The following is a 24,506-nucleotide window of genomic DNA, read 5'->3' on the forward strand; positions in this document are numbered from 1 at the left end:
CAAAAATACGGATTAACATACAATTTAAAAGCTTGTTATATTAAGCGTATAAGCCGTCTAAAATTTCTTTCTGGTGATTAATTAGGGGTGAATTTGGTGAAATTGGGTAAATAACAATAAAAGAAGATTTACACAAGTATTGCCAAGAGGGAAAGGAAGACAACGATGGAAAAGAACTTAATGAAAATCGACGAATTTCTTAAAATGCCGAAAAGTGTTATACGCAGAGCAAATGAACGGGACGTATTGAGTATAAAGAATGAATTGCTTATTTTAATGAATGAAAAAAGCGATTTGTATGATAAAGCGCATATTCGAAAATTAATTAATGAAATCCAATTTTTAAATGTGTTTGTTGTAAAGGATGATTTTGATAAAACCGTATTTTCCTACGAACCTCCAAAGTACGCATCACCCCGTGTAACGATTAAAGAAAGTGGCTGGATTGAGCTAATCAAATAATAAGTACTATTTTCCCAACAATGGAATCATGATAAAATTTTATTATGAATAGAACGTTGGAAGAAGGTAGTATTTGTGGAACGTCTGAAAGGCATAGTGATGATTATAGTAGGCTCGATATTTTGGGGGGCTACCGGTCCGATGATGGAATGGCTCCTGCAACAAACAGCCATGACCGCCGAATTTATGCTTGCTGTAAGGTTAATGATTGCAGGCATCTTAATACTTGGCATTGCAGCTATGCAGAAAAAATCGATATTCTCGATTTGGAAAAACCGGAACTATTCGGTACAATTACTTATTTTCAGTGTGATAGGAATGGTAGGTTTACAATTTACGTTTGTAAAATCGATTGAAGTGAGCAATGCGATTATTGCAACACTGTTGCAGTTTTTGGCGCCAATCTTCATCGTTATCTATACATCGGTCGTTGGGAAGGTTCTTCCTCCACGCAGTCAACTGATCGGTATTTTCGGTACGCTCGTCGGGCTGTTTCTATTGCTGACAAATGGCTCTGTTTCAGGGTTGCTTGTGAGCAATGAAGCGCTTGTTTGGGGACTGCTGTTAGGATTTACGTATGCATTTTATACATTGTATCCTGCTCGGCTAATGGCTGAAGTAGGGGTCATCATCATTATTGGCTGGGGTATGATCATAGGCGGGCTTATGTTCTCGGTAGCGGGTCAGCTTTGGAAAACAGAACAATGGCTGTTGTTGCTGGATCCGGTAAATGTATTTCTTATTATTGCTACGGGTATTTTTGGATCCTTCGCCTATATTTTATTTTTAACAAGCCTGAAATACATATCTCCAGTTGAAACGAGTATTTTATCGAGTTTCGAACCGTTGACGGCAATGGTGATTTCCGTTGTCTGGCTCGGTGCAACTTTGTATAGCTGGCAATATGTCGGTATTTTATTAATGCTTGTTTTTGTTGTCTATTTATCAATTGCCGGGAGCAAAAAAGCAACACTTCGAATGTCTAAGTGAATGTCACTTAGGCATTTTTGGGTATAGAAAACGAAGGAGGCGTTGTTATGGAAGCATTCGATTTTTTTATATTGCATGAAAAGGATATTAAAGACGATATTAAACGCTTAGTATTAGCAGATTCCCCATCACAGAATAAAGAGTTGCTTGATCTGTGCAAAGATGTGATCCAATCGATGTTTTATGACTATTTTCATGTGAAAGCTACGGAATATGCGATGGAGCATAACGGCAATCATCTCCGTTTTGAAATGGGCGAAGGGACCGAACAGATATTAATGATTGGTCATTATGATACCGTTTGGGATCAGGGAGCTTTGTCATACCGGGAAGAAGAAGATAAAATTTTTGGTCCTGGTATTCTGGATATGAAATCAGGTCTCGTCAGTGCTATTTGGTTTTTTAAATATGTTCAAAAAATGAATCTGCCTTTGAAGCGGCGGGTTGTTTTTTTCCTGAACAGCGATGAAGAAATTGGAAGCCCTACATCCAGAGCGCTAATCGAAGAAGAAGCAAAAAAGTCTGTGGCGGCTTTTATATTGGAGCCTGCTGTTACTGTTTCGGGTGAACTGAAAATTGCGCGGAAAGGGACATCCAGATATTTGCTGAATATTCGAGGACTAGCATCGCATGCTGGCAATAATCCGCGGGATGGTGTCAGTGCAATTACGGAAGCAGCAAGACAAATCCTGAATATTGATGCACTGAACGATTACGAAAAAGGGACAACGCTGAATGTCGGTATGATCCAGGGCGGCGGTAAACTGAATGTCGTACCTGATGAAGCGCACGTAGGAGTCGATGTCCGATCGGTTACTCGCACAGAGCAGGAACGTATCGACGATTATTTCGAAGAGCTAAAGCCATATGATCAACGTACGAAAATTGAAATTGATGGCGGAATTAACCGGCCGCCGATGGAACGTGATGAAGACAGTGAAGAACTGTTCGAAATTGCGCAGGACGAAGCGGAGGAGCTTGGTTTTGATGTGGAAGAAGCATCAGTCGGCGGTGCAAGTGACGGCAATTTCACATCGTTATACACGCCGACATTGGATGGCCTTGGACTAGTAGGGGACGGCATTCATGCAGAACATGAGCATATTGTAAAAGATCATATCATTGAACGTTTCGCGCTTTTGACGAATACATTGCTGGAAGTTGTAAATGAGATTGAGATGGAGGGAAATCAGGATGACGGCTGAAACACTGGCTCACTTGATGAAACAATCGAACCGTACAGTAGTGCTGACAGGTGCCGGAATGTCCACCGAATCGGGCATACCGGATTTTCGCTCGTCAACAGGCTTATGGCGAAATATCAATCCACGTATTGTTGCTTCGACAGAAAGCCTGCAAAAGAACTATGAACAATTCCGCGAGTTTTACCAGACACGAATGAATGCATTGAACAACTGCAAACCCCATGAAGGACATCTTATTTTAGCGGACTTTGAAAAGCGTGGACTTGTTTCGCTTATTGCGACCCAAAATGTCGACCAGCTTCATCAGCAGGCCGGAAGTAAAAATGTAGCGGAACTGCATGGAAATATTGTAACAATCCGCTGCCAAAAATGCGGCAAGCCACATGCAAAAGAGCAATTTTTGAATAACAGTATTTGTACGTATTGTTCAGGAAAATTACGCCCGAATGTGGTGCTTTTTGGAGAAACATTGCCATCCGAGGCATGGGACCGCACGTTACATGAAATACACCAGGCTGACCTTGTCATTGTGATCGGCACAAGTTTGGAAGTCTACCCTGTCAACCAGTTGCCAAGCATGTCGAAAGGAAAGCTCGTCTACATCAACCGGGAGCAAACGTCCACCAGTCTACACTATTCGTTTGATTTAGTCTTGGAAGGATCGGCAGGGAAAATTTTAGCGGATGTATACCAAGAGTTGGGGGATTTCGAAAAGTAATAACAAAGCCTGTAATGATACTACTATAGGCTAAATAGTATAATAAAATAAAACCAGATCTTATATTTAGAGGATTTGAGTTTGATTATATATAGTATATAAAAATACATCCATTAAAGAGGTAATGGATGTATTTTTTATTGTGGTATTTGAATAAACTCAACTAATTTTAATTTCAATAGTTCATCTTCCTATTAAAATTAACCTTTTGCGATTTCATTTTGGGGTGAATATTTGGTTCTCCATATTTATTCTATTCAAGGAGATATAATTAAACGGCAATCACTTAGAGAAATGGATATTTATGTTAAAATTAAATGACTTGTATTAGGGGGGAGATAAAAAAATGATTGAATTACGAAAAATATCAGGGGATAACATAGACGAAGTAATAGCACTTAAAGTTGGAGAAAACCAGAAAGAATTTATATTAGAAACTACAAACCTCAAATGCTTTGCAGATGCACATATGTTGAATGCAGATGGTATACCAGCTACACCGCTAGCCATTTATGCTAATGATACTATGGTTGGATTTTTAATGTATATTTACGATACGATGGATCATGAATCATTTGAAAATGAAGCTTTTTATGGCAAGAAGGCGTATTTTATTTGGCATAATATGATTGATAAAAGTCAACAAGGGAAAGGATTTGGTAAACTGGCTTTTGAAAAGGTCTTAATAAATATTGGAACTATGCCAAATGGAGATGCTGAATATGTAGCCCTCTTTTATCATAAAAGTAATGTCTTAGCGAAAACATTATACGCTTCATTTGGTTTCGTAGATACAGGCATCATTCAAGATAATTCGATGTTGGCGGTTAAAAATCTAAAGGGAAAATAACGAAATACATAAGGAACCTTTTTAGATAGGGACGGATTGCTTATTAAAGTGGGATTCTTCATTTTACAACCCTCTTAAAAAATAAAATAACTTTTTTAGTAATGTTATCAATTATATTATTCCTTTTTTATTTACTAAAAACCTTTTAATTGTTAAAAATAATTAAGAGGTGATTTTTATGAAGAAATATATACTTTCGTTTTTAATCGTGATTTTAATAGCAACTACAGTAATTATTTTTTTAAATGTGAATAAATCTAGAAATCTCGAAATACATATTTTCGATACAGATAATTTAAGTGAAGAAATAAATCAAATCTCTGTTGTAGATAACTCTACAACTATTGGTAAGAGTATCAAAAAAGACAATCCTTTATTTTTGCCGCTAATAACTTTACTAACAGATATGGAATTTAGAAAATCTAACTTAAAATTCTCTTATAGTGAAGGTTACGACCTTTTGACTAATCACAATGGAAATTTTTATAGTATCCAAATCAACGAAAATGGACTTTTTAACATTGATGGTAAAGTCTATAAAATACAAAATAACGAAACCGTTAAAGAATTATTTAATATATTAAAAAAGAGTACCCAGTAAAGTTTCTATTAAAAGTCAAGTTTTAATTATCTATACGTGTTTTAATAACAACAGAATATAATGTTACACATTGATTGTTCAAGACGGAATCCAACAGGGTTTCGTCTTTTTATTCCAAAATCGGGCCATATTGTGGAATAACATTCTTTATGAAATGTCAACAAACGACGCTTTGGGAATGATTTATGATAGCATTTTAGTAAGAGGTGATAAATTTTGAATAAAATTAAACTTGGAGGAAATCAAGGATTTATTGAAATAAATTTAGGAAATACGATCGAGGGGCAAAACGAAGGAACCGTATCCATCCAAAGTGGAAATTACTATGTAATAAATGCAGAATTTTGGGTGTCATTAAATGAGTTGATTGTGTTATATGAAGAGTTACAAGAAGCTTATAAAATACTAAAAGGAAATATTGCCTTTTCGAATTTGGATGGAACATTGCAATTTACACTTCAATTCACTTCAGTTGGACAAATAAAGTGTGAAGGTCGCTTTCAAGAATTTCCGAGCCAAGAAACTAATCGTTTGAAATTCGAATTTATGATTGACCAAAGTCATTTGCCTGCAACACTATCAGATATGAAACCAATTGTCGAAGCATATTATATGCAACAAAAAATCTAAAGAATAATTCGTGACTTTTTAAAGGGGGAAGTTATTTACTTTTGTTTTGTATACGCTATAAATCACAATCTGGCGCTTTTCCTGTATTTGAAACATATAAACATAGTAACTAAAAAAGGTGTATCACATAAGTGATAACACCTATTGATAAACTCAATCCCAAACTCGTATTCTTGGAACATTTGCCTTTCTTAAGTAATCCAGCAATTGTCCGGTATGAACTGATTCATGATAGGCTATTCTTAACAACATGTCGCCTAAACTTCTTATGTAACCTGATTCGGAACGATCAATTTTAATGTTTATAAGGTCTATTTCTGAAAATGACATGATACTTTCTAAGAATTGATTTCTATATGGTTCAGCAAAATTTAATTCAGCGTTTACAGTAGTAAAGGGTTGTTGTTCGAAAGGAGAATCGAATACTTCTAGACTTCCACGATTTTGAATAGCTAGGTGGTAATAATATTCACTTTCTAGAACATGCCTAATCATCTCTATACAAGTCATTGCTTCATCATCGGGTTTCCAATGTAATTTCTCTTGAGGAATAGAATTCCAAAGCTTAATACTTCTTCTTCGTACTTCATTGAAATTTAAAAGAATAAGTTCAATTGATTTCATAATTCACCCTCCATTTATTGATTTACCTTTAATATACAGGAATGGATGTTCGTAGTGAACAATTATTTTATCACATTTGCAAGTCATCAGAAATTATTCGTGTTATTCCACATTCGGGCGAGATTCTTCAATAAGAAGATCGCGTTTTTCCGATATAGGGCCATTTTCTTGAATAACTTTTAATAAGAATAAATTTAAATAGGTTTGTGAAGTAATGTACTTAAACTATCGCGCAGGATTATGTAACAAGTCAGTAAAAAAGGAGAGTTATAATGCGATACATTATAAGGTTTGCAAATGAAAACGACTTGTCTGGTTTATGTAGTATTAGAAATAATCGAGCTTTATTTATTCATTATTTAAAGAAATTTATGAATAAAGAAATTTATTTGCTAATTGCTGAACAAAATTCAATTATATTAGGTTTTGGATTGCTTAAGATTAAAGGTACATTACACCCCAAATTAAGCGACCTTTATGTAAAAGAGGAATATAGGGGAAATGGTATCGGTTCAGATTTAATAAGATGCAGGGAAAATATCGCAAGGAATTTAGGTTATACGGAGATATATGTGAGTGTTGATCCAATAGAGAATCCTAAGATGGTTAAGTTAATTAAAAAGCACAGTTATGAAACTATATCAGAACCATATATAAAGAAAGCAATTTTTTATGATAGTGATGGATCTTCTTATGATAAAACTTACCAGAGAATTGATTTAAAGAAGTTATTGAACTATCGGTGGGCTGTTGTACTCTAATATGAGAGATTACCAAACGAAGCTTTGGGGCATTTTGAAGGGTTTACATTATAAACTGTTGAAATATTAATTTATGAATGGAGAAGGGAGGTACGAGCAATGCAAAAATCCATATGGTATTTTATTTTTGGTTTAATTTTAGTTTTGGTAAGCACGCCGATAGCATATAGTGCTGTTGGAATTATTTATGCAGAGAGAAACTTAACAGGAGAGTATGTACCAATTTTAAATGGTTTCATCCATTCGTTTATGCTAATAGGGACTTTGATATTTAGTGTAGGTTTAATAAAATTAATTAAAATATCAAAAGCTTAAAATGTTTATACATATACATACAATAAAATATAAATAATCGTTCCCAAATTAAAGGCCGATTGAGATTGATTTTGTTATTGCAGTTAAATAGGAGGGATTAACAAGATGATTTCTTTAAAAGATGTGAAAGATGGCAGAGAACGAATTAGCGATATAGCGTATGTAACACCAATTTTACAATCAAGGCAACTTTCTGAAATATGCGGGAATCAGATGTTTTTAAAATCAGAGCATTTACAAAAAACAGGTTCATTTAAAATACGAGGAGCAAGTAATAAAATTATTCATGCGATTGAAAATGGTGCGAAGTTTGTAACAGCAGCATCATCAGGTAATCACGGTCAAGCCGTTGCTTATGTTGCAAAAAAATACGGAGTTCCGGCAACCATTGTAGTGCCTGAAAACGTTAGTAAGTGTAAGGTTAACGCAATCCAAACTTATGGTGGTAAGGTGCAAATGTTCGGGACTACTTCTGGAGAACGTATACCAAGAGCACAGGCGATTGCAAATCAAAAAAAAGGCGTATACATTCCACCTTATGACGACCCATTGATTATGGCAGGGCAAGGAACTATTGGATTAGAAATTTTGGAACAGGTGGAGAATGTTGATGTAATCATTGTCCCGATTGGTGGTGGTGGACTTATATCGGGAATTCTAACAGCCATTAAAGAAACTAACCCGAAAATAAAAGTAATTGGGGTAGAACCTGAACTTGCTAATGATACATACCTATCATTACAAAATGGAAAAATCACCACAATTCCCGTAAGTCAGACCATTGCGGACGGATTAAGAACTAACCAGCCGGGTGACCTAACCTTCCCTGTACTTATGAAATATCTAGACGATATTGTCCTTGTGAGTGAAGAAGAAATTCGCCAGTCCTTTAGCTTCGTCATGGAACGTACGAAACAACTAATAGAAACATCGGCAGCCGTAACGATCGCAGCAGCTATGTTCAATAAACTAAACATTCATGGTAAAAATATCGCAACTGTTATTTCTGGCGGAAATGTGGACCTAGACAAAGTCCATCAATTCATTGTAAATAGTGAGAAATGACCCCGTAAGACTAGACTTAATTCTCTTTAAGGCTAGATTGTTGAACAACATTCTTAAGATATAATTTGATAAACGAGTTATTCAACAATCGGGCCATATTGTGGAGCAACATTTTTTTCTTGGTGGAGTCCTAGAGAAGATGCAGATTTATATTGATAAAAGAATGGCTATACAAGTTTTTATGCAAATTAAAGATCAAGCCCAGCAAGTATAAAAGCTGCTTTAGTAACGTTTCATTGACTTGCATAAAATCATGTATAAACAATATTCCATAAGAAAAGCGAGAAATGTTATTAAATCAACGTTTCCCGCATTTTGGTGTATTCCCAAACTTTGTTTTGGGAATGTTATTTTGTATAGTAATGAATAAAAATTGTTCTATTCTTTTGCCTTGCGAATGTATTCCATTCCCTCGGAATCAACGATAATATGGTCCATAAATTTAGTAAATTCTAATGATATATCGTCATCAGCTGTAATAATATATTTATCACCTTTTACTTCAACCTTAGCATTAGTCAATTCTTTATGGATATGTGGACTATCCATAACTTCGGATACCACAACCTTGTCAATAATGCTCTTTCTATCATCATTTATAAAAGTTCCATCAATTGTGAGTCCATCTTCATGCAAGTATATAGTATACCTATCACTTTGATAATAATGAGATTCAAAATCCTCAGCTTTCGCAACTTTATCAGGATTTTTTGATGAATTTTGTTGGTCACATCCAAATAGCATTAAAGCACAGACAATAATAAGCATTGCTAACGAAAGAATTTTTTTCATAAATTCCCCTCCCTATTTTTAAATTAAATTAATCGATTTTATAGAGCTAATTACTTATACGAGAACGAATAAACAAAAGTTTCAATTTTCTGAATACAAAACCTAAATAGCACTTTTAGAATAACGAAACATTCCCAAAGCGTGTTTGGGAATATTGTTGTTCATAAATTTGTGAACCCAGCATAAAACTAATGGCATTCGTTATTCAACAAAACCAGCTAATAGTTGTCAATAATTTTCATTAAAAATAATAAAAATATCATGTTATACTAAATTTGTGCATGCCAAATAACCGTCCAAATTCTTGATTTGGAAAGTTTAGGTTTGCTTGGTTAAATTGTTAAATCAAGCTATGTCTTGGAAAGAAGTTTTGTTTTTTAATATTGCATAAATCCAATGTAAGAGTTTGTTTGCACAAGCTATTACAGCTACTCTAAATGGTTTTCCTTCTTCACGTTTTTTATCATAAAACGCCCGTAGTTTCTTATTACGAGGAAGGATTTCATCTGTAGTTTTCTGTTTTCGACAATCACGAATTGCACATTTAACAGCCATATACAAAGCTTGCCGTAGTCTGCTAGAGCCTCTTTTGGTTATTCGGTTGTAAGTGCCTTTGAATGTACCTGATTCAAAGATACTTGGATCAAGACCGGCAAATGCGACTAGTTTCTTAGGGTGATTAAACCTTTCAATTTCCCCAATTTCAGATATAATCGTGGCAGCGATTTTTTCTCCGATACCAGGAATTGATTGGATAATCTTCGATTCTTCAATACTTTTGGCCAAAGCATCTATCTCATTTTCAAGTAGGGATAGGTGTTTTTTGTATTCGAAGATCATGTTAATATACATATCTAAACTTAGGGCAAGGCTAGAATATAAAGCCTGTTGAAATGGATTTTGAGCTGCTGCAGTCATTAGCTTTTCAGCCTGTTGATTTGCCCATTGTAGAGAACGAGAATTACAGAATTCTTTTATTTTAGTTGTTAATACTTCGTTATTGGCGCTCAATATATCTTCTGAAGTAGGATAAGTCTGTAGTATTTTTAAAGAAACATTCGAATATAAGTCGCCAAAAACATTACTATATTCAGGGAATACTTGATCTAAGACTGCCTGGAATTGTAGTTTAGTTTGTACAAACATGCCTGTAATATTATCGTGCTGTCTCGTAAGATGACGTAAGTTCGCAAGTTGGATGCCACGCTTTTTATAAGGCTCTAAATCCTCTTTATAATACAGCTCGCAGAGATGATTGGCATCAACGATATCTGTTTTTACCTTTCGTAAACTAGAACTTTTCGTCTTATAAGAGATGAGTGGATTTACGATAATGATTAAATAACCTTTGTCTTCAAAATATTGAACAACTGGTGTGTGATAATGGCCTGTAGACTCCATAACTAGGGGAGGGCGCTCTCCTGAAATATCTTCTACTTCTTTAATAAAATCTAATAAACTAGCTAACCCATCAAGATCATGTTTTACTTTAAAGCTTTTCTTGTAGGGCTTCTTTCTTTCCAAATAAGCTTGAACCTGACTTTCACCTTTAGCTACATCCAGGCCAATGACTGGATTCATTATAATTCCTCCTTCAAAATGATAATTGCCGGTAACCCCTAAATCCTCTTTGTAGTGTCATAGCTTCGCTTGTTATACGAGATCACTGTCCCAACCAGCCTCAAACATGTTTCTACAAGTAGGGGGTGAACTGTTTTGCGGACGAGGTCTTAGCCCCACGGGCGCGAACGTTCTACCTCGGCTACCGTTATCATATATCGATATAAAAAATGGTCAACCAGAAATATTTTCTGGCTGACCTAATAATACGATCTGGGCGCGATTCTTCAATAAGAAAATCGCGTTTTTCTGTTAAAGGGCCAGATTGTAGAACAACATTTTTTCTCTAAGGGGAGTGTTAGAAAAGATGTAGATTTATAACGATAAAAGAATGGCTATACAAGTTTTTATGCAAATTAAAGAACCTGCCCAGCAAGTATAAAAGCTACTCTAATAATGTTTGTTTCATTTATATACATAAAATCTCGTATAAACAATGTTTCAATAAAAAATCGGTAAACGCTGAAACAACAACGTTTACCAATTTTTCTTATATCCCCTAACTTTGATTTGTGAATGTTATTTGTTTTCTTTATGTATTGAGTTATACTATATTTTTTATCTAATGTTATTTATTTAACAAATCGGAGGAATTACTTTGAGCGTTGCAACTTATATAGGGTTAAATTTCGAGGTAGCACTAAGTGAGGAAGTTATAGATGATGTTATAGAGATTCATTATTGTTTTTCAGATGAGGAAAATCGTATGAATGTAAAAGAAAAACATTTTTCTACACAATTTGTTTATGAGATTATGGACAAATCCGAACCTATTTGGAATATGAATGAGTACAACCAGCAATATTCACCACATAATTTTGATAAAGCTCAAACAACATTTATTCAGTTATGTGAATTTCTAAACCAATTCATTCCAGAAGGTGATTATTGTGAATTATATATATGTTGGTTGGGTGATGAAAACGATCCTATAGAATATAAGATGTCTATTGATTTAAATAACCCAATAATCAAGCCATTTGAATACTATGAGAAATGTTATATTAAGTTGTTTAAATAGCAAAATGGCCTCGTTTAAGTTAATTAAACGAGGCTTATTTAGTTCCCGAAGCGGTGTTTGGGCACATTTCGAAATGCTTGTTCCATTAAGCACCCGTTAGTAGAAAAAGGTATAATCTTAATTTGTTATTCTAAGATGATTTTTAAGCACTTTAAATGGAATAGCATAAGAATCATTAAATTTCTTGATATGATTTGTTAACTCAGACCAATTACTTTCAAGAAATGGGTGAATCTGGGTTGTATCTGCAATACTATACAGTTCAATTAAAAAGTAAAGAGCTTCCCAGATCAAATAGTCTTCGTCTAACTTAAATAACAACTCAATGACTTTTGGTAAATAATTATATGCTTCTTCAGAAGTCATTCCTTTAGTAATTGATTCAAAAGAAATACTGAAATACCACTCGTTCTTTTCTAATTTATCTTGCCATTCTTCATAAATTTCCAGTAATCTAATATCCGTTTTAATCACGTCCAATGTTAGAAATACTTTATCACTTCTTGTTCAACTAAATTGCCTCGTTAGTTGAAGTATAACCTTCCCAAACCGTTGTTTCATACCCTTAATCAAGTCCCCAAAATTGTATTTGGGAACTTCTTTGTATGTAAGGCAGTAAACCTTACGAATAACTATCCCTTATTCAATAATAGGGCCATATTATTGAATAACATTCTTTTTATGCAAGGTTCCCAACTGACGCCAATCACCAACCATTCAATTGAATGAGGGCTGAATTTGGCTGCTTATGAACAGTAGGTTACCAAATGTGAACTTATAAAACCCGTTCAAATGCTCTGAACGGGTTTTACTATTTGTTAATTTAAATCAATCGTAATAGGTTTCAATTGCTCTGTTTTAGCGCTATTTATTTTTAATACAGGTACGATTTTGATGGAAGTTGTATCTTTAGGAAGTTCTAATAAAAGAGTAGCGTTACTAATTTGATTAAAGTTTATTTTTTCACCATGAATATTATAGGCTTCGAAAGTATAAGTTTGCCCTTCAATTGTTGACTCAAAGTTTGCTGTATAAGAGATTCTCGCATTCGTTCGGCCAATTTGAATTTCATCAAATGTAATGCTAAGTTCTCTGTTTTTTGAAGTGACTTGTTGATTGATGATTTGCTGCTTAAACGGTAATTTTTCTACAGCTAAGTCAAATGACCATTCTCCCCTAACACCAGCCATATGCGTGAATGTAATAGGGAATGAGATAACATCTTCTGTAACATTAGCAGGGACATCTAAAATAAGCGCACCCGTATAACCGTTTTCAGTTTTTGTTAATGACCCTAATGCGCCACCCCAAGTGGACGTGTCTTTACCATCAAACATTTCGTAAGTAAAGCCTGCTTCCGGTGCTTTATCGCCACCGATTGTATTCGTCACTGCACCCGTTGCTTTAAATGTCATCCCTACATATGTTGTATCATAAAAAACAGATGTTACCTCCACCTGGATATCTTGATCATTTGCAATGAGTGACATTTCAGTAAGTAGTTGTTCGTGGGCAATCTGTTCACCAATCGACATTTGATATTTTTCATAAATACCGCCTATTAAGGGAACTTGTGCTAACACATTCGAAACAGGTGTGAAAATAAACCCTGAAGCCAGAAACAGGGCTGCTGCTACAGAAGTAAAATACGTCATGCGCTTTGTCACCTTTGTACGTTTCGCTTTTATCTCAAGCTGTTGCGCTTGCTCAATACCTAACTGAATTGCCTGGAAAACTTCATCTGTTGGCACTTCAATCTCATGTAAATCTTTGCGCATAGTAATCGTCTCCTAACTTTTGTTTTAATTCCAATTTTGCTCGGCGTAAATAGGTTTTAATCGTAGAAGAGGGTTTCCCCATCGAAGCAGCAATTGTTCGAATCGGTAAATCATAATAATAAAATAGTAAGATGGCGTTTTTATATTCAGGTTTTAATGTAGCTAGTGATTCTGTTAAATCAAACGTAGGCTCTTCTACTTGGTTCGATTCCAAAATGTATGTAATTGTTTCTTCGGGTAAAGTAATTAATTTTTTTCTTTCGTTCTAATTCCTTGTAAGCGGAACGGATTAAAATTTTGATAAGCCATGTGCTAAAGTAGGCTGGCTCCTTGAGTTGTCCGATTGCTAAATAAGCTTTGCAAGTAGCTTCTTGAAGTACATCTAATGTATCTTCTTTATTTTGCATATGGAGAAAGGCAATTTTATATAATTTCTCACCTTCACCTTTTAATAATTCCTCAAAAGCTAGCTTGTCCCCATGAATAGCTTTAAAAGCTAGATGTTCTTTTTTATTGTTCATGAGCTAACCTCCTTTCACTTATTAGAGCAAATAATTCTATTATAAAGTTTCAAAATCTAAAAAGAATTTTAGGAATATGTAATCTGTGATGAATTCAACTGTAAATAGGAGGAAAGTGTAGTTTAAATGTAGTGCTTTTTAGGTAGCACAACAAGGATTTCAAAAACAACGAATTTACACACTAGTGAATAGTAGCTTCAGAAAAATGCAGTTTTATAACGGTAAGCACTTAATGTTACCAAACAAGAGTTTGAGGACACAGAAAAAGATCTTCAACAATCGGGCGCTTTTCTGATTAGAAAAGTGCTTTATTAAATTATAGGGCCAAATTGTTGAGTAAAGTAAATAAAAAATTTTATGTAATGCCCTTTAACTAACGCAGCAGTTTAATTTAGAAAAAGGAATATTTCTTGTCTTCTAGAATTTATAGATATACAACTCTAGGAGGGGAATAAGTGATTTTTGAAATTACTAATCAAGTCCGTGTTACTGATATCCAACAAGGGCAAAGGTGGTATGAAATTTTACTAAATAAGAAACCTGATTTTATCCCACATGAAGGATTCGCCGAATGGGAGATAATACCTGGTTATTGGTTGCAAGTTGCTGAAGGAGTGCCTTCTGAAGGCAGTGGACCTTTACGTTTAGGGGTTACTAATATAATTGCTGAAAGAGATAGACTTGTAAAAGAGTTAGGAATTGAGAAATTTGAAATATTTTCTCGTGAAGAAGTAACTGCAAAATGGGGATCTTTTACTGATCCCTGGGGGAATGAACTGGGTTTCTTTGAATATTTGGATAAGAAAGAAGAAAACGATCGTGTTAAAACTATTTTGGGGATTTAATCCACGTGAAAGATTTTTGACAAAAATTAATTGAACAAGGAACTACAATTATTGGGATGCAATTCTGTAATTAGGATCAGCGCTTTTTTCATTAAAGGGTCATATTGTTGAATAACACTTCAATGAAAAGAAAGATTTTAAACAAGTTTTATGCAATTTATGAACAAGCTTTGTAAGGATAAGTGCAGCTACTTCAACTGTTTATGCTATCTGTATAAACAAAATTACTCTAAAAAAGAGACAAACGCTGTTACATCAACGTTTGTCTCTTTATTTGCAATCCGAAACTTTGATTTGGAAGCGTTACATGTATGGATGTATTGTAAATTCATATTGTGATGTTTAAGCATTAATAGTTAGAGCATCTTCGATAATATCATTAATTAATTCATGGTCATTCATAATATATCTAATTTCAGAAGGTTCTACCCAAATTCTTGTCTGTAATTCGTGTTCCCTTAAAAATGGGTGGCATTTTGTAACATCTAATCGATAAAACGCTTGAGTATTAATTGCATAGATTGTCTAAGTAGAATTTATAGTATGTTAATAAAAAATAAAAAATTTCCAAAAAAGTGCAATATTTTATCTATTTGTAGTGTCTTATTATTTAAACGGAAAGTAAGGAGGGTTTTTGAATGGAATTGAAGCAAAGTGAATTAGATGCCATTACGAAATCCATCCCCAACCCTCTTCGTCATCGTAAATCTTACATACTCCTCTTATATCATGTCGCATTTAAAACCTCCAATTTCATTAGTTGAATACATTATAACTATCCTACACTGTTAGTTGAGTAAAAACACACTCAAACCGTCGTTTGGGAACATTAACACTGTAAATGCTCATTTTTACTGACTGGTCCCTAATATGGTTATTTAATGATCGTTGGTTGAAGCTGATGTAAAGCACCAAGATATTGCGAAGCTGTGATAAAACATATGAACGTTAATAATTCATCCTTCTCTTCTTTAGTTAAATATTTATCTAAAACATTTGTAACAGAAGGAGAAGTTTGTCCCTTTGATTGAAGAAAAGCTTCCGCATATCCAGTACATACTGCAGTTTTTTCATCATATAATTGTGGATTAGGTGTCCCTTTCGCTTTACAATACAGGCAGCCATTTACTTGTGCTAACGTTTTCCGTACTTCTTCTTTTAATTGAGCAGATAGATAGTTATCTTTTTCAAGTTCTTCGCTAATATTTCTCCATAACAGTTTTACGGTAGGATTGAAATTTAATAGTTTTTGAAATGGTGTCATTTTATTACCTCCAAAAGAATGATAATTTATTTTACCAACTCAAAATTAAATTTTACATTTGAAATTTAAAGTATTAATATAAAAGAACTTTAAAAATTGGGGGTATTTTTTAAGAATGGATTTAATTGATGAGCAAATTATAAAAGAACTTTCAATGAATAGTCGATTATCAATGAGTGAATTAGGTCGACGTGTACATTTAAGTTCACCAGCAGTAAAAGAACGTGTACTACAGCTAGAGGAGCAAAAAATTATCACGAAATATACAATTGAATTGAATAAAAAGAATTGTGGTTATCCAATTAGTTCAATTATCGAGGCTACAATTAAAAATACATTGTATGAAGATTTTAAAAATCATATTGAAAAGCAACATAATATCGATTTTTGCTACCGAATTGCTGGAGCTGCATGTTTTATGTTGAAAGCGAACTTTGCTACGTTTGAGGAGGCAGAATTATTTATCGACGGTTTAATCCCATTTGCACATACGAAAACAAATTTCATTTTTTCTAAAGTTATTTAGTCCCTAACATTGTAAATCTGCATGGTGCAATCCTTATTACACAATCGGGCGCTATTTTTTGAATAAACCTTAGATTTTTAAATTACTTTATAGTTATATTTTTGAGTACAGTGAAGTAACGTATATAGAAAATTAAACAACTATATTTTAACCCCGTCCTAAATTTAGAACGGGGTTATTGCTTGTTTGGCTTTTTAAATTAAATTACTTTAATGATAGGTCTACCTAATTGATTATAAACCCAAACACTTTCAACTATCCCGTTCTCAATTTCTTCAATTTTATTGTCTCGAAAAGGAAAATAAATTGAATATAAAAAAAGCGTGTTTTGATCATTTTTTCAAAACATGCTTTTTCGTTTTGCACTTTTATCAAGGTTTAATAAGTTACTGGTCTAGCTCTAAAGGTAAAAAGGCATATTCTCCGTCCTTAAAAATCTCACATTTACGAACTGGAATAGGATGTTTAAAAATGGGCCCATCTAGTACTGTGGTATGGAACTCTCCACCTTCTCCGCAGGGGTCAATACCACGAGCTTCAAGCTCCTTCACGTATTCATGAGTTAACTTTCGCCCTAAATCGTCCTCTCGCATTCCAAGTGATAAATTTACTGTTACAATAATCGTTACAAATCCTAAATTTATGAACTCTTCGACAGCTTCATGATGGTTCATTTCCCATAAGGGCATTCCAAGCTTTAATCCAGCATACTTCGTAACCTTTTCATGCCAACAGCCATGTGCAGGCATATCTAAGTCTCCAGTTACTAACACTTCTGATCCTTGATTTTTAGCCTTTTCTAAAAGACTTATAAATACTTTTTCATAATCTCTCCAACTTGCAGCTGCAGTATATACGGGCAAACCTATAGATCTAGCTTGGGCATGTATGAGTTCCGAAGACATTCCATGAGATCTAGAACGTTTTCCTTCTTCCTCCAGCATGACGATCAGTCCAACCGCTTCTCCAACCATCATTGCTTTATATAGAGCTAAGGCACTATCCTTTCCTCCGCTAAAAGAAGCTATAAATTTTTGCCCGTGAGCACTATTTTTCCAATCCATTAATTCTGCCATTTATATCTTTCCCCTGTAATTTAATGACTTTTTCACAATTCGTGTTATTAGCCAATATCATATTTCATATATGAGTTTTCATAGCTCTAATTGTTTGTTTAATTTTATCACGATTGGACCTTACAGATAGCCTATTATTGCATCCTGATAGAAAAAAATTGAAATTGTAATGATGAATAAAAGAGAAAATCATCTCAATAAAACTACTTCATTCGACAGAGACCTGTATTCATATAGTGTGGGACAGGACAAAGTTAATTTTTCTTTGATTATAAACAGATAAATTAGGGTATAAAGATATAGTAGCAAAATGTTTTTATTATCATGATTATAAGCAATGTATTTTAGTAATTGATTAAAGGGGAGGATTTATTTTGGCAGAGAACAAAGACAAACATGTTGCAAAAAAAGAGGATGGGGAACGTGAAATTCTAACTACTCGTCAAGGACATCCTGTAAGAGACAACCAGAATATCCGTACAGTAGGTAACCGTGGACCAGCGACTTTAGAAAATTACCATTTCATTGAAAAAATTTCACACTTCGATCGTGAAGAGGTTCCTGAACGTGTAGTACATGCACGTGGTTCAGGTGCTTTCGGTTATTTTGAAACTTACGGTAAGGTTGGAGATGAGCCTGTAGAAAAATATACCCGCGCAAAAGTCTTTTCTGGTGCCGGTAAACAAACGCCACTTATGGTGCGTTTTTCTACAGTAGCAGGTGCAAAGGATTCACCTGAGACTGCACGCGATCCACGCGGCTTTGCGGTGAAAATGTATACGGAAGATGGTAACTGGGATCTTGTAGGGAACAATTTAAAGATTTTCTTTATTCGTGATGCGATGAAGTTCCCTGATATGATTCATGCTTTTAAAGCAGATCCAGCTTCCAACGTACCGAATCCACAGCGTATGTTTGACTTTGTTTCACGTTCACCGGAAGCGACGCATATGATTACGTTCCTATTTTCACCTTGGGGTATCCCAGCGACATACCGCCATATGCAGGGTTCAGGAGTTAACACATATAAATGGGTTAATGAAAAAGGTGAAGCTGTACTTGTAAAGTATCACTGGGAACCAAAACAAGGAATCCGTAATTTGACTCAGGAAGAAGCAAACTCCATTCAGGCTACAAACGTAGGACATGCTACACAGGACTTATATGAATCAATTGAACGTGGAGAGTATCCAGAGTGGGAGCTGTTCGTTCAGATTATGGAGGACGACTATCATCCGGAACTTGATTTTGATCCACTTGATGACACAAAGCTCTGGCCGGAAGATAAGTTCCCTTGGTTGCCTGTAGGTCGTATGGTGCTTAACCGTAATCCGGAGGACTTTCATGCAGAAATCGAGCAGGCTGCTTTCGGCACTGGTGTACTAGTTGACGGTATGGATTTTTCGGACGATAAAATGTTGCAGGGGCGTACATTTTCATACTCAGATACACAGCGTTACCGTGTAGGCTCGAATTATTTAAAATTGCCAGTCAACGCACCAAAGGTACCGGTTCGTACAAATCAGCAGCGTGGTCAGATGGATACTCGTGATCCTAAAGAATCCGGTGAAAACCCACATATTAATTATGAGCCGTCAATGATTGGTGGCTACCGTGATGCAGGGGATAAAGCATATCCACCACATCAGCCATCTTATAATGCGGCATTAATGAGTGAGCCGATTGATCGCCCGAATAACTATGGTCAAGCAGGTGAAACATACCGCAGTTTTGAAGACTGGGAACGTGATGAGCTCATAAATAACTTATCGGATGCTCTGGCAATCTGTGACGAGCGCATTCAGGAAGTGATGATTCATCACTTTACACAGGCTGATGAAGATTATGGTCGCCGTGTGAAGGAAGGAATTGAAATGAAAATGAAAGAAATCGAAAAGTTGGCTCAGGAAGGTAAATTACCGGGTCGAGAGTCAGGGATTTCTAAGTATGGTCAGGGTACGATCGCTGCGAATGAGGCAACAAAAGATGCAGTGAAGAAAAGCCATGAGGCAGACCCGTATTAATGATTAAAAAGAAAACCTGGATGAATGACTTTGATTTAATCTAAAGTTAAATTTAGATAGATGTAATTGGCGAAATTAAAAGACTTAGGTTTGGTATTACACCAGGCTTAGGTCTTTTAATTTTATGGCGGTTGGCAGTGGAAGCTATATGAATCGAAATTTAGCAAAATGATTGCAGAATTAGAAAGTGTTCTGAAATAAAATTTACACGTAGCAATCAAACAATGGGGGAATAGCATGAAAAGGATACTACTGACTGTATTATTAAGTTTTTTATTAGTTGGTTGTTCAGATGTATATAGTGAATCAGATTCGAGTCCCATATTAGATAAAGAGTTTATAGAAGCAAATGCAAAAATAGGTAAAACTAAAGATGAAGTAGAAGAAATATTCGGAACAGAATATTTCGCTGGAGAAGGCGAATTCGAGACCAATGAAGTATGGGTTTACGATAAAGTGAACGACGATTTCGAGTATGAAAAAAGTATACAAAGAGTCCCCTTTGATGCAATTAGAGAAGGAAATGTGGATTATCAGTTATATATAAATTTTGTTGAGGATGAAGCATTTATGTATCTGTACATTTACAGAGGGGAAGATGGGGAACTTTGGCAGTATCAAGTAAATCCAGATGAAACGACACAAGATAAAAAAATGTAGCGATGATGAAATACGCATAAAAGCGCTCAAATTTTTTCTGAGCGCTTTTACTTCTTTTTATATGGCTATTACTCATCCCTAATTTACTGGATGAAAAGATTCTAATAAAGCTTTCATTTCTTCGAGGGATATTTTTTGACTCACGACCTCATATATATAATCACCTTTCATGCCAATAAACTTGGCGCCTAAAACATCTTTTAATTCATAGCTTTTCCATTCAATGCCGTTTAACGTGAACAGTTCAAGTTGTTTTCCTGTAATCACATCGAAATTATTCGAAGGACGCATAAAGGAATCCTGGTGATAAGCGGTTACGTATACTATTCCCGCTTCATTTTTGGGAATATACGTAAGGTAAGCGTGGCTGAATTTTTCTTCAAATTCCATATAGTAAGCTGAAGATATTTCAAGATCGGGATGCGTGAATTCATACAGGAAAGGCAAGTCCTTTCGCATTAAATCTACTATAGCCTCCGTATCTTCTTTATTGGTGTCTGCAGAATCTACAGTTTCTATTTCTTCTTCTCTTGAATCAAGCTCGGGCTTTTTTCCGTGTGGAACAAAAGGTTTATATCCATCCAAGTTTGGTACAAAATCTTGTGGTTCAATGGGTATATTCACTTCCAAACTTTCTGGATGGAGATAACTAGTAAGTTGACCGTCCGTATCATACGTTTCATATTTAACTAAGATTCCAGTATCTTTATCTACCCAAAAGCGAAACGTATCGGTAGTTTCTTTCATTTTGAATCTATTTATTACTTGTTCATCCATTTTTCCATATAAAACAATGGTATTATGACCTAACAATTCTTCATTTTGTTTTTCTATCTCCCAAAGCTCTGTATTTCTTAAGTAACTAGCTGTGATTTCATAGGGAAACAAAGACATGCCGCCAGCGGAAATTTCCGGTCTTTCTCTAAATGGGGCCTTATCTGAATAAATGTCTTTCAATTCTAAATTAAACGCTTCTTCAGGAGTTATCGGGTCTCGTGTGGGTGTTGATTGATAGTCATGAACTAGATATGTTTTATTTACACTTTCTTTAAGCCAGACCTTTTCTTCATTATAAATAATTTCGTTTATCATTTCCCCATACCCCATTAACTTTTCGTCAAATTGAGAGGTACTTTTCTGATAGCCACCAATTACATTTTTTATACTTAGTTTATACTCAGTCACTGACTTACTATCTGAGTCGTCATAATATATTGAATAATCTTCGAATTTTCCGGTTGCTGTGTAAAAATAATCCGCCGTATTTAAGAGCTTGCTAACCACATCTTCTTTTGTCATCTCTTCGTATGATTCCTCTTGGGCAGGAGGTGTATAGATGTTGGTTTCAACTTTGGGGCCAGGTGGAACATCTCCCTTGTTGGTATTTAAACCTGCCGTCTGCTCCTCACGTGAGAAAATTTCCATTTCCGTAGTAACATAATAGCTTGTGCCTATAAAAAACAGACACGCTACAGCTATTGGTAATAGATAATTCAACGTTGGCTTGATATGGCGCTTCTTTTTTCTTTTGTATATACCCTGCCTTACGTTTTCTTTCTGTTTCGCATCGAAGTGAATGTCCTTTAACACAGTTTTGTTCATAGTCTCTACGATTTGTTTAAACATGTCATCCATGTTTGATGCTCCCTTCTAGTGACTTTTTTAATAAGAGGCGCGCCCTATGTAATCGGGACTTTATCGTTTGTATATTCAAATTTAATAAATCTGATATTTGGTTATATGACATTTCTTCATAGTAATATAAAATAATTACTTCTCGATACTTCACGGGTAAGGAAAGTATTTTTTCTGCAACTAATCGCCTTTCCTCTAGACCGACTAATTCCATTTCAGGTGATTTATTTGTACTCTTTATTTTTGTGAAAAATTCAGTAAGTACGATATTTTTAAAAGACCAGCTCCTTAACTTATCTTTACATAGGTTCACCGTAATACGGTATAACCATGTTTTATAAGTAGATTCATTCCTGAAGTTGTCTAAGTTCTCGTAGCACTTAATAAATACTTCTTGCGCAATATTTTCTGATAGTTGCTTCTGCTTAGTATAAGTAAATGCTAAACGAGCTATATTTTGGCCGTATTCATTCATCAACCATTCAATTCTCTCCTCTTTATTTAACTCACTTACTTCTACTTGTTCTAGCACTCGTTCAAGCATCCTCCTCACCCTTTCAATTATTAGACGCAGCAAATCTGATTTGGTTGTAAAAAAATTACTGTATTGAAATATTAAAACATATCGACCTATTATAAAAGTCGAGAAAGCGTAATGAAGGGAGGGGCGGAAATAGAGGAAGAAATTCCGCTTTAGGGTTTCAGGTTTTCCTTTTGATTTCAGGTGCTTTTCTGGGATAAAAGGATTGCCCCTTTTTGGCGTTTTTTGAAGGGTTATCAAAGTAAGATAGAGAATAAGCATTAAAAGTCAGTGGGAGGTATTTATGTTGAAAAAAAGAATCCTTTTAATATTCGCAGTAATTTTATCGTTTGCAATTGCAGGCTGTAAGGAAGAGGAGTCCATTGGAAAAAATGAAAAAGTAATTAAAAACAATTGGAATGAAAGTTCACTTTTTGAATCAGGCGGTTACACAATGATTGGAGAAGAAGGGCGATTAGGTTTTATTTACGATGATAGCGAAGTAGTTAGGTTCTATCCTGATAAAGAGCAAAAGTACATGTGGCATTTTTGGGGGGAAGAACAAGAGTTAGAAGGAGAACTAAAAGTTGTAGCCACACATGAAAATGAAGATGAAGAAATCTTCGTAACCAGTGGCGGACTAGGTGGTGCTAATAATGGCGCAGACAAACACGCCCCATCTAACATGGCATTACCTAAAAGTGGTATATGGAAGTTAGATGCTTATATAGGGGAAAGCCTATTTGGAAGTGTATATGTGAAAGTTCATGAAAAGTAATTTAGATTTGTTTGAAACTTGCTATTCGCATACTATCAAACGCAGGGATATGGAAAATTTGTGGTAAAATAAAATGATGGATTGTGAGACAAGGGGGAATTATCATAGGTATAGCGTACATAGCCTGGGGAGAATATGAAGAGTTTAAAAGTAAAAAGCAATAATTAATGGCCGTTAAGATACAGCAATCTTTATAAAGAAAGGGTTGGTGAAAGATTATGATATCAATACTCAAAATACCGATGAATCCAATTGCTAATCTGAAAGAAGAGCTGAAAAAAATGACACCTCTTTCAATTGCACTTGGACATGACAACGATGTATTTGTTCTACTGAGGGAGGAGCAAATTCCACTAATTGGTGGTTCCTTCCCTGCAACTGTTACGGAAAAAAGCTATAGATATCAAGTCGTTCATCTAAAAGATGGACAAAAGAAAGTGCTGGATTTGCCGGAAGAGACATGGAATTATCATTACATACAGCCGATAGATGACGGACACATTCTACTTGTGTGCGCGCGGTCGTATTACCATGATGCTCAAAATATTGAAGAAAACGCACGAGTCTATGATGAAAATGGTTGTTTCATCCGATCCTTTTGTTTAGGGGATGGTATTGAGCATGTATTCGTAACAAAGAATCAAGAGATTTGGACAGGATACTTTGATGAAGGCGTTTTCGGCAATTACGGCTGGAAGGATCCGGTTGGCAGTAGCGGGCTAGTTGGCTGGGACGCGTCGGGTGGTAAGATGGATTCGCTTGAAGAGGATACGGAATATTATATTTTTGAGTGTTTAGCGTTGAATGATGTACCTAATGAAGGAATTTGGTTTTTCTTTAGCCTGGAATCGATGATTGGTGTACGGAAAGAAGGTCTCACAAAGTATTATCCAACTGAAGATATGCATTTTCATGCATTTGCGGTAAAAGGGGAGACAATCATTGCGTACCAAGGGAGAGGGGAACATGCATTTTTTGAGTTACAACGTGAAGGCAATGAATATAAGACGGTCCGTAAACTCGAACTAATGAAACCAAATGGTAAGCCTCTCGAACCGCAATTAGTGAATAACCGGGAGAATAAGTTGCTGTTTTTGGACGGGAATGAGCTGTATATGTATGAATTGAAATCCGATGTGTGATGGTTATCGCTCAGTAAATGAGACGTTTCAGTACTTAAAAACAGAAGTGCAACTATTATAGTTATTAGCATTTGGGAGCAATT

General features: G+C 35.1%; 28 protein-coding genes and 1 pseudogene. 17 read left to right on the top strand and 12 right to left on the bottom strand.

What is annotated here, in order from left to right; all coding sequences use genetic code 11:
* The first annotated feature begins 165 nt into the window (after positions 1–165).
* The 7 genes from MKY07_RS08445 (at position 166) to MKY07_RS08475 (ending at position 5,456) form a co-directional block, all read left to right on the top strand.
* Positions 166–462 (top strand): hypothetical protein, encoded by a 297-nt coding sequence (locus MKY07_RS08445; protein WP_008407820.1) that lies wholly within the window; start codon positions 166–168, stop codon positions 460–462.
* Positions 463–537: 75 nt separating this feature from the next.
* Positions 538–1,452, top strand: a complete 915-nt coding sequence (locus tag MKY07_RS08450; protein ID WP_339264421.1) for a DMT family transporter — start codon at positions 538–540, stop codon at positions 1,450–1,452.
* 47 nt (positions 1,453–1,499) lie between these two features.
* Positions 1,500–2,657, top strand: a complete 1,158-nt coding sequence (locus MKY07_RS08455; protein WP_339264422.1) for a M20 family metallopeptidase — start codon at positions 1,500–1,502, stop codon at positions 2,655–2,657.
* Positions 2,647–3,375 carry an NAD-dependent protein deacylase gene (locus MKY07_RS08460; protein ID WP_339264423.1) on the top strand — a complete coding sequence of 243 codons (729 nt, stop codon included), beginning with the start codon at positions 2,647–2,649 and terminating at the stop codon, positions 3,373–3,375. The genes MKY07_RS08455 and MKY07_RS08460 overlap by 11 nt, the downstream gene beginning before the upstream one ends.
* Before the next feature lie 346 nt (positions 3,376–3,721).
* Complete coding sequence (locus MKY07_RS08465; protein ID WP_339264424.1) at positions 3,722–4,225, top strand: GNAT family N-acetyltransferase; 504 nt, start codon at positions 3,722–3,724, stop codon at positions 4,223–4,225.
* Between the two features lie 178 nt (positions 4,226–4,403).
* Positions 4,404–4,826: a hypothetical protein gene (locus MKY07_RS08470; RefSeq protein ID WP_339264426.1), complete on the top strand. Its 423-nt coding sequence runs from the start codon at positions 4,404–4,406 to the stop codon at positions 4,824–4,826.
* 216 nt (positions 4,827–5,042) lie between these two features.
* On the top strand, positions 5,043–5,456 hold the full coding sequence (locus MKY07_RS08475) for a hypothetical protein (protein WP_339264427.1): 414 nt from the start codon (positions 5,043–5,045) through the stop codon (positions 5,454–5,456).
* Between the two features lie 153 nt (positions 5,457–5,609).
* On the opposite strand, the gene MKY07_RS08480 is transcribed toward MKY07_RS08475, so the two are convergent.
* Positions 5,610–6,080 carry a DinB family protein gene (locus tag MKY07_RS08480; protein WP_339264428.1) on the bottom strand — a complete coding sequence of 157 codons (471 nt, stop codon included), beginning with the start codon at positions 6,078–6,080 and terminating at the stop codon, positions 5,610–5,612.
* A 272-nt stretch (positions 6,081–6,352) separates the two neighbouring features.
* Here MKY07_RS08480 and MKY07_RS08485 point away from each other — a divergent pair, with 272 nt between their 5' ends.
* From MKY07_RS08485 to MKY07_RS08495, 3 genes are all read left to right on the top strand, one after another.
* A complete protein-coding gene (locus MKY07_RS08485; RefSeq protein WP_339264429.1) occupies positions 6,353–6,841 on the top strand; it encodes a GNAT family N-acetyltransferase in 489 nt (162 codons plus the stop codon).
* A gap of 99 nt (positions 6,842–6,940) precedes the next feature.
* Entirely contained in the window at positions 6,941–7,156 is a 216-nt protein-coding gene (locus MKY07_RS08490; RefSeq protein WP_339264430.1) for a glycosyl transferase, read from the top strand.
* A 105-nt stretch (positions 7,157–7,261) separates the two neighbouring features.
* Positions 7,262–8,221, top strand: coding sequence for a threonine/serine dehydratase (locus tag MKY07_RS08495; protein WP_339264431.1), 960 nt, complete (start codon positions 7,262–7,264; stop codon positions 8,219–8,221).
* Between the two features lie 378 nt (positions 8,222–8,599).
* Here MKY07_RS08495 and MKY07_RS08500 read toward each other — a convergent pair whose 3' ends face one another.
* Complete coding sequence (locus tag MKY07_RS08500) at positions 8,600–9,013, bottom strand: protein-disulfide isomerase (protein ID WP_339264432.1); 414 nt, start codon at positions 9,011–9,013, stop codon at positions 8,600–8,602.
* Positions 9,014–9,358: 345 nt separating this feature from the next.
* Entirely contained in the window at positions 9,359–10,594 is a 1,236-nt protein-coding gene (locus MKY07_RS08505) for an IS110 family transposase (protein WP_061550137.1), read from the bottom strand.
* Between the two features lie 637 nt (positions 10,595–11,231).
* Between MKY07_RS08505 and MKY07_RS08510 the strand changes: the two genes are divergently transcribed.
* A complete protein-coding gene (locus MKY07_RS08510) occupies positions 11,232–11,654 on the top strand; it encodes a hypothetical protein (RefSeq protein ID WP_339264433.1) in 423 nt (140 codons plus the stop codon).
* A gap of 117 nt (positions 11,655–11,771) precedes the next feature.
* Here MKY07_RS08510 and MKY07_RS08515 read toward each other — a convergent pair whose 3' ends face one another.
* The 4 genes from MKY07_RS08515 to MKY07_RS08530 all read right to left on the bottom strand — a co-directional run bounded on the left by MKY07_RS08515 (position 11,772) and on the right by MKY07_RS08530 (position 13,953).
* Positions 11,772–12,128: an ABC transporter gene (locus MKY07_RS08515; RefSeq protein WP_339264633.1), complete on the bottom strand. Its 357-nt coding sequence runs from the start codon at positions 12,126–12,128 to the stop codon at positions 11,772–11,774.
* Positions 12,129–12,472: 344 nt separating this feature from the next.
* Positions 12,473–13,432: a DUF4179 domain-containing protein gene (locus tag MKY07_RS08520; protein ID WP_339264434.1), complete on the bottom strand. Its 960-nt coding sequence runs from the start codon at positions 13,430–13,432 to the stop codon at positions 12,473–12,475.
* A complete protein-coding gene (locus MKY07_RS08525) occupies positions 13,413–13,646 on the bottom strand; it encodes a sigma factor-like helix-turn-helix DNA-binding protein (RefSeq protein WP_231918652.1) in 234 nt (77 codons plus the stop codon). Before MKY07_RS08525 ends, MKY07_RS08520 begins: the two co-directional genes overlap by 20 nt.
* The gene (locus tag MKY07_RS08530; RefSeq protein ID WP_231918651.1) at positions 13,612–13,953 is read right to left on the bottom strand and encodes a sigma factor; all 342 of its coding nucleotides are present in this window, start codon (positions 13,951–13,953) and stop codon (positions 13,612–13,614) included. The genes MKY07_RS08525 and MKY07_RS08530 overlap by 35 nt, the downstream gene beginning before the upstream one ends.
* 455 nt (positions 13,954–14,408) lie before the next feature.
* Between MKY07_RS08530 and MKY07_RS08535 the strand changes: the two genes are divergently transcribed.
* Entirely contained in the window at positions 14,409–14,798 is a 390-nt protein-coding gene (locus MKY07_RS08535) for an ornithine monooxygenase (protein ID WP_065216054.1), read from the top strand.
* An 874-nt stretch (positions 14,799–15,672) separates the two neighbouring features.
* Here MKY07_RS08535 and MKY07_RS08540 read toward each other — a convergent pair.
* Positions 15,673–16,062 (bottom strand): alkylhydroperoxidase, encoded by a 390-nt coding sequence (locus MKY07_RS08540; protein ID WP_008408898.1) that lies wholly within the window; start codon positions 16,060–16,062, stop codon positions 15,673–15,675.
* Between the two features lie 115 nt (positions 16,063–16,177).
* Between MKY07_RS08540 and MKY07_RS08545 the strand changes: the two genes are divergently transcribed.
* Positions 16,178–16,588: an Lrp/AsnC family transcriptional regulator gene (locus MKY07_RS08545; protein WP_014824001.1), complete on the top strand. Its 411-nt coding sequence runs from the start codon at positions 16,178–16,180 to the stop codon at positions 16,586–16,588.
* A gap of 208 nt (positions 16,589–16,796) precedes the next feature.
* On the opposite strand, the pseudogene MKY07_RS08550 reads toward MKY07_RS08545, so the two are convergent.
* Together MKY07_RS08550 and MKY07_RS08555 are read right to left on the bottom strand one after the other, a co-directional pair.
* Positions 16,797–16,898, bottom strand: a pseudogene (locus MKY07_RS08550) (3-hydroxyisobutyrate dehydrogenase); the annotation flags it as partial.
* A 76-nt stretch (positions 16,899–16,974) separates the two neighbouring features.
* Complete coding sequence (locus MKY07_RS08555) at positions 16,975–17,664, bottom strand: diphthine--ammonia ligase (protein WP_339264435.1); 690 nt, start codon at positions 17,662–17,664, stop codon at positions 16,975–16,977.
* Between the two features lie 374 nt (positions 17,665–18,038).
* Between MKY07_RS08555 and MKY07_RS08560 the strand changes: the two genes are divergently transcribed.
* Together MKY07_RS08560 and MKY07_RS08565 are read left to right on the top strand one after the other, a co-directional pair.
* Positions 18,039–19,688 carry a catalase gene (locus MKY07_RS08560; protein WP_339264436.1) on the top strand — a complete coding sequence of 550 codons (1,650 nt, stop codon included), beginning with the start codon at positions 18,039–18,041 and terminating at the stop codon, positions 19,686–19,688.
* Positions 19,689–19,925: 237 nt separating this feature from the next.
* The gene (locus MKY07_RS08565) at positions 19,926–20,348 is read left to right on the top strand and encodes a PhoU family transcriptional regulator (RefSeq protein ID WP_339264437.1); all 423 of its coding nucleotides are present in this window, start codon (positions 19,926–19,928) and stop codon (positions 20,346–20,348) included.
* A gap of 78 nt (positions 20,349–20,426) precedes the next feature.
* Here MKY07_RS08565 and MKY07_RS08570 read toward each other — a convergent pair whose 3' ends face one another.
* Together MKY07_RS08570 and MKY07_RS08575 are read right to left on the bottom strand one after the other, a co-directional pair.
* Positions 20,427–21,983 carry a hypothetical protein gene (locus MKY07_RS08570; protein WP_339264438.1) on the bottom strand — a complete coding sequence of 519 codons (1,557 nt, stop codon included), beginning with the start codon at positions 21,981–21,983 and terminating at the stop codon, positions 20,427–20,429.
* The gene (locus MKY07_RS08575; RefSeq protein ID WP_339264440.1) at positions 21,976–22,515 is read right to left on the bottom strand and encodes a sigma-70 family RNA polymerase sigma factor; all 540 of its coding nucleotides are present in this window, start codon (positions 22,513–22,515) and stop codon (positions 21,976–21,978) included. Before MKY07_RS08575 ends, MKY07_RS08570 begins: the two co-directional genes overlap by 8 nt.
* A gap of 292 nt (positions 22,516–22,807) precedes the next feature.
* Between MKY07_RS08575 and MKY07_RS08580 the strand changes: the two genes are divergently transcribed.
* Entirely contained in the window at positions 22,808–23,281 is a 474-nt protein-coding gene (locus tag MKY07_RS08580; RefSeq protein ID WP_339264441.1) for a hypothetical protein, read from the top strand.
* 218 nt (positions 23,282–23,499) lie between these two features.
* Positions 23,500–24,423: a hypothetical protein gene (locus MKY07_RS08585; protein WP_339264442.1), complete on the top strand. Its 924-nt coding sequence runs from the start codon at positions 23,500–23,502 to the stop codon at positions 24,421–24,423.
* The last annotated feature ends 83 nt before the right edge of the window (positions 24,424–24,506 follow it).

Origin of the sequence: Solibacillus sp. FSL W7-1472 (assembly GCF_037969775.1) — a bacterium.
Classification (GTDB): domain Bacteria; phylum Bacillota; class Bacilli; order Bacillales_A; family Planococcaceae; genus Solibacillus; species Solibacillus silvestris.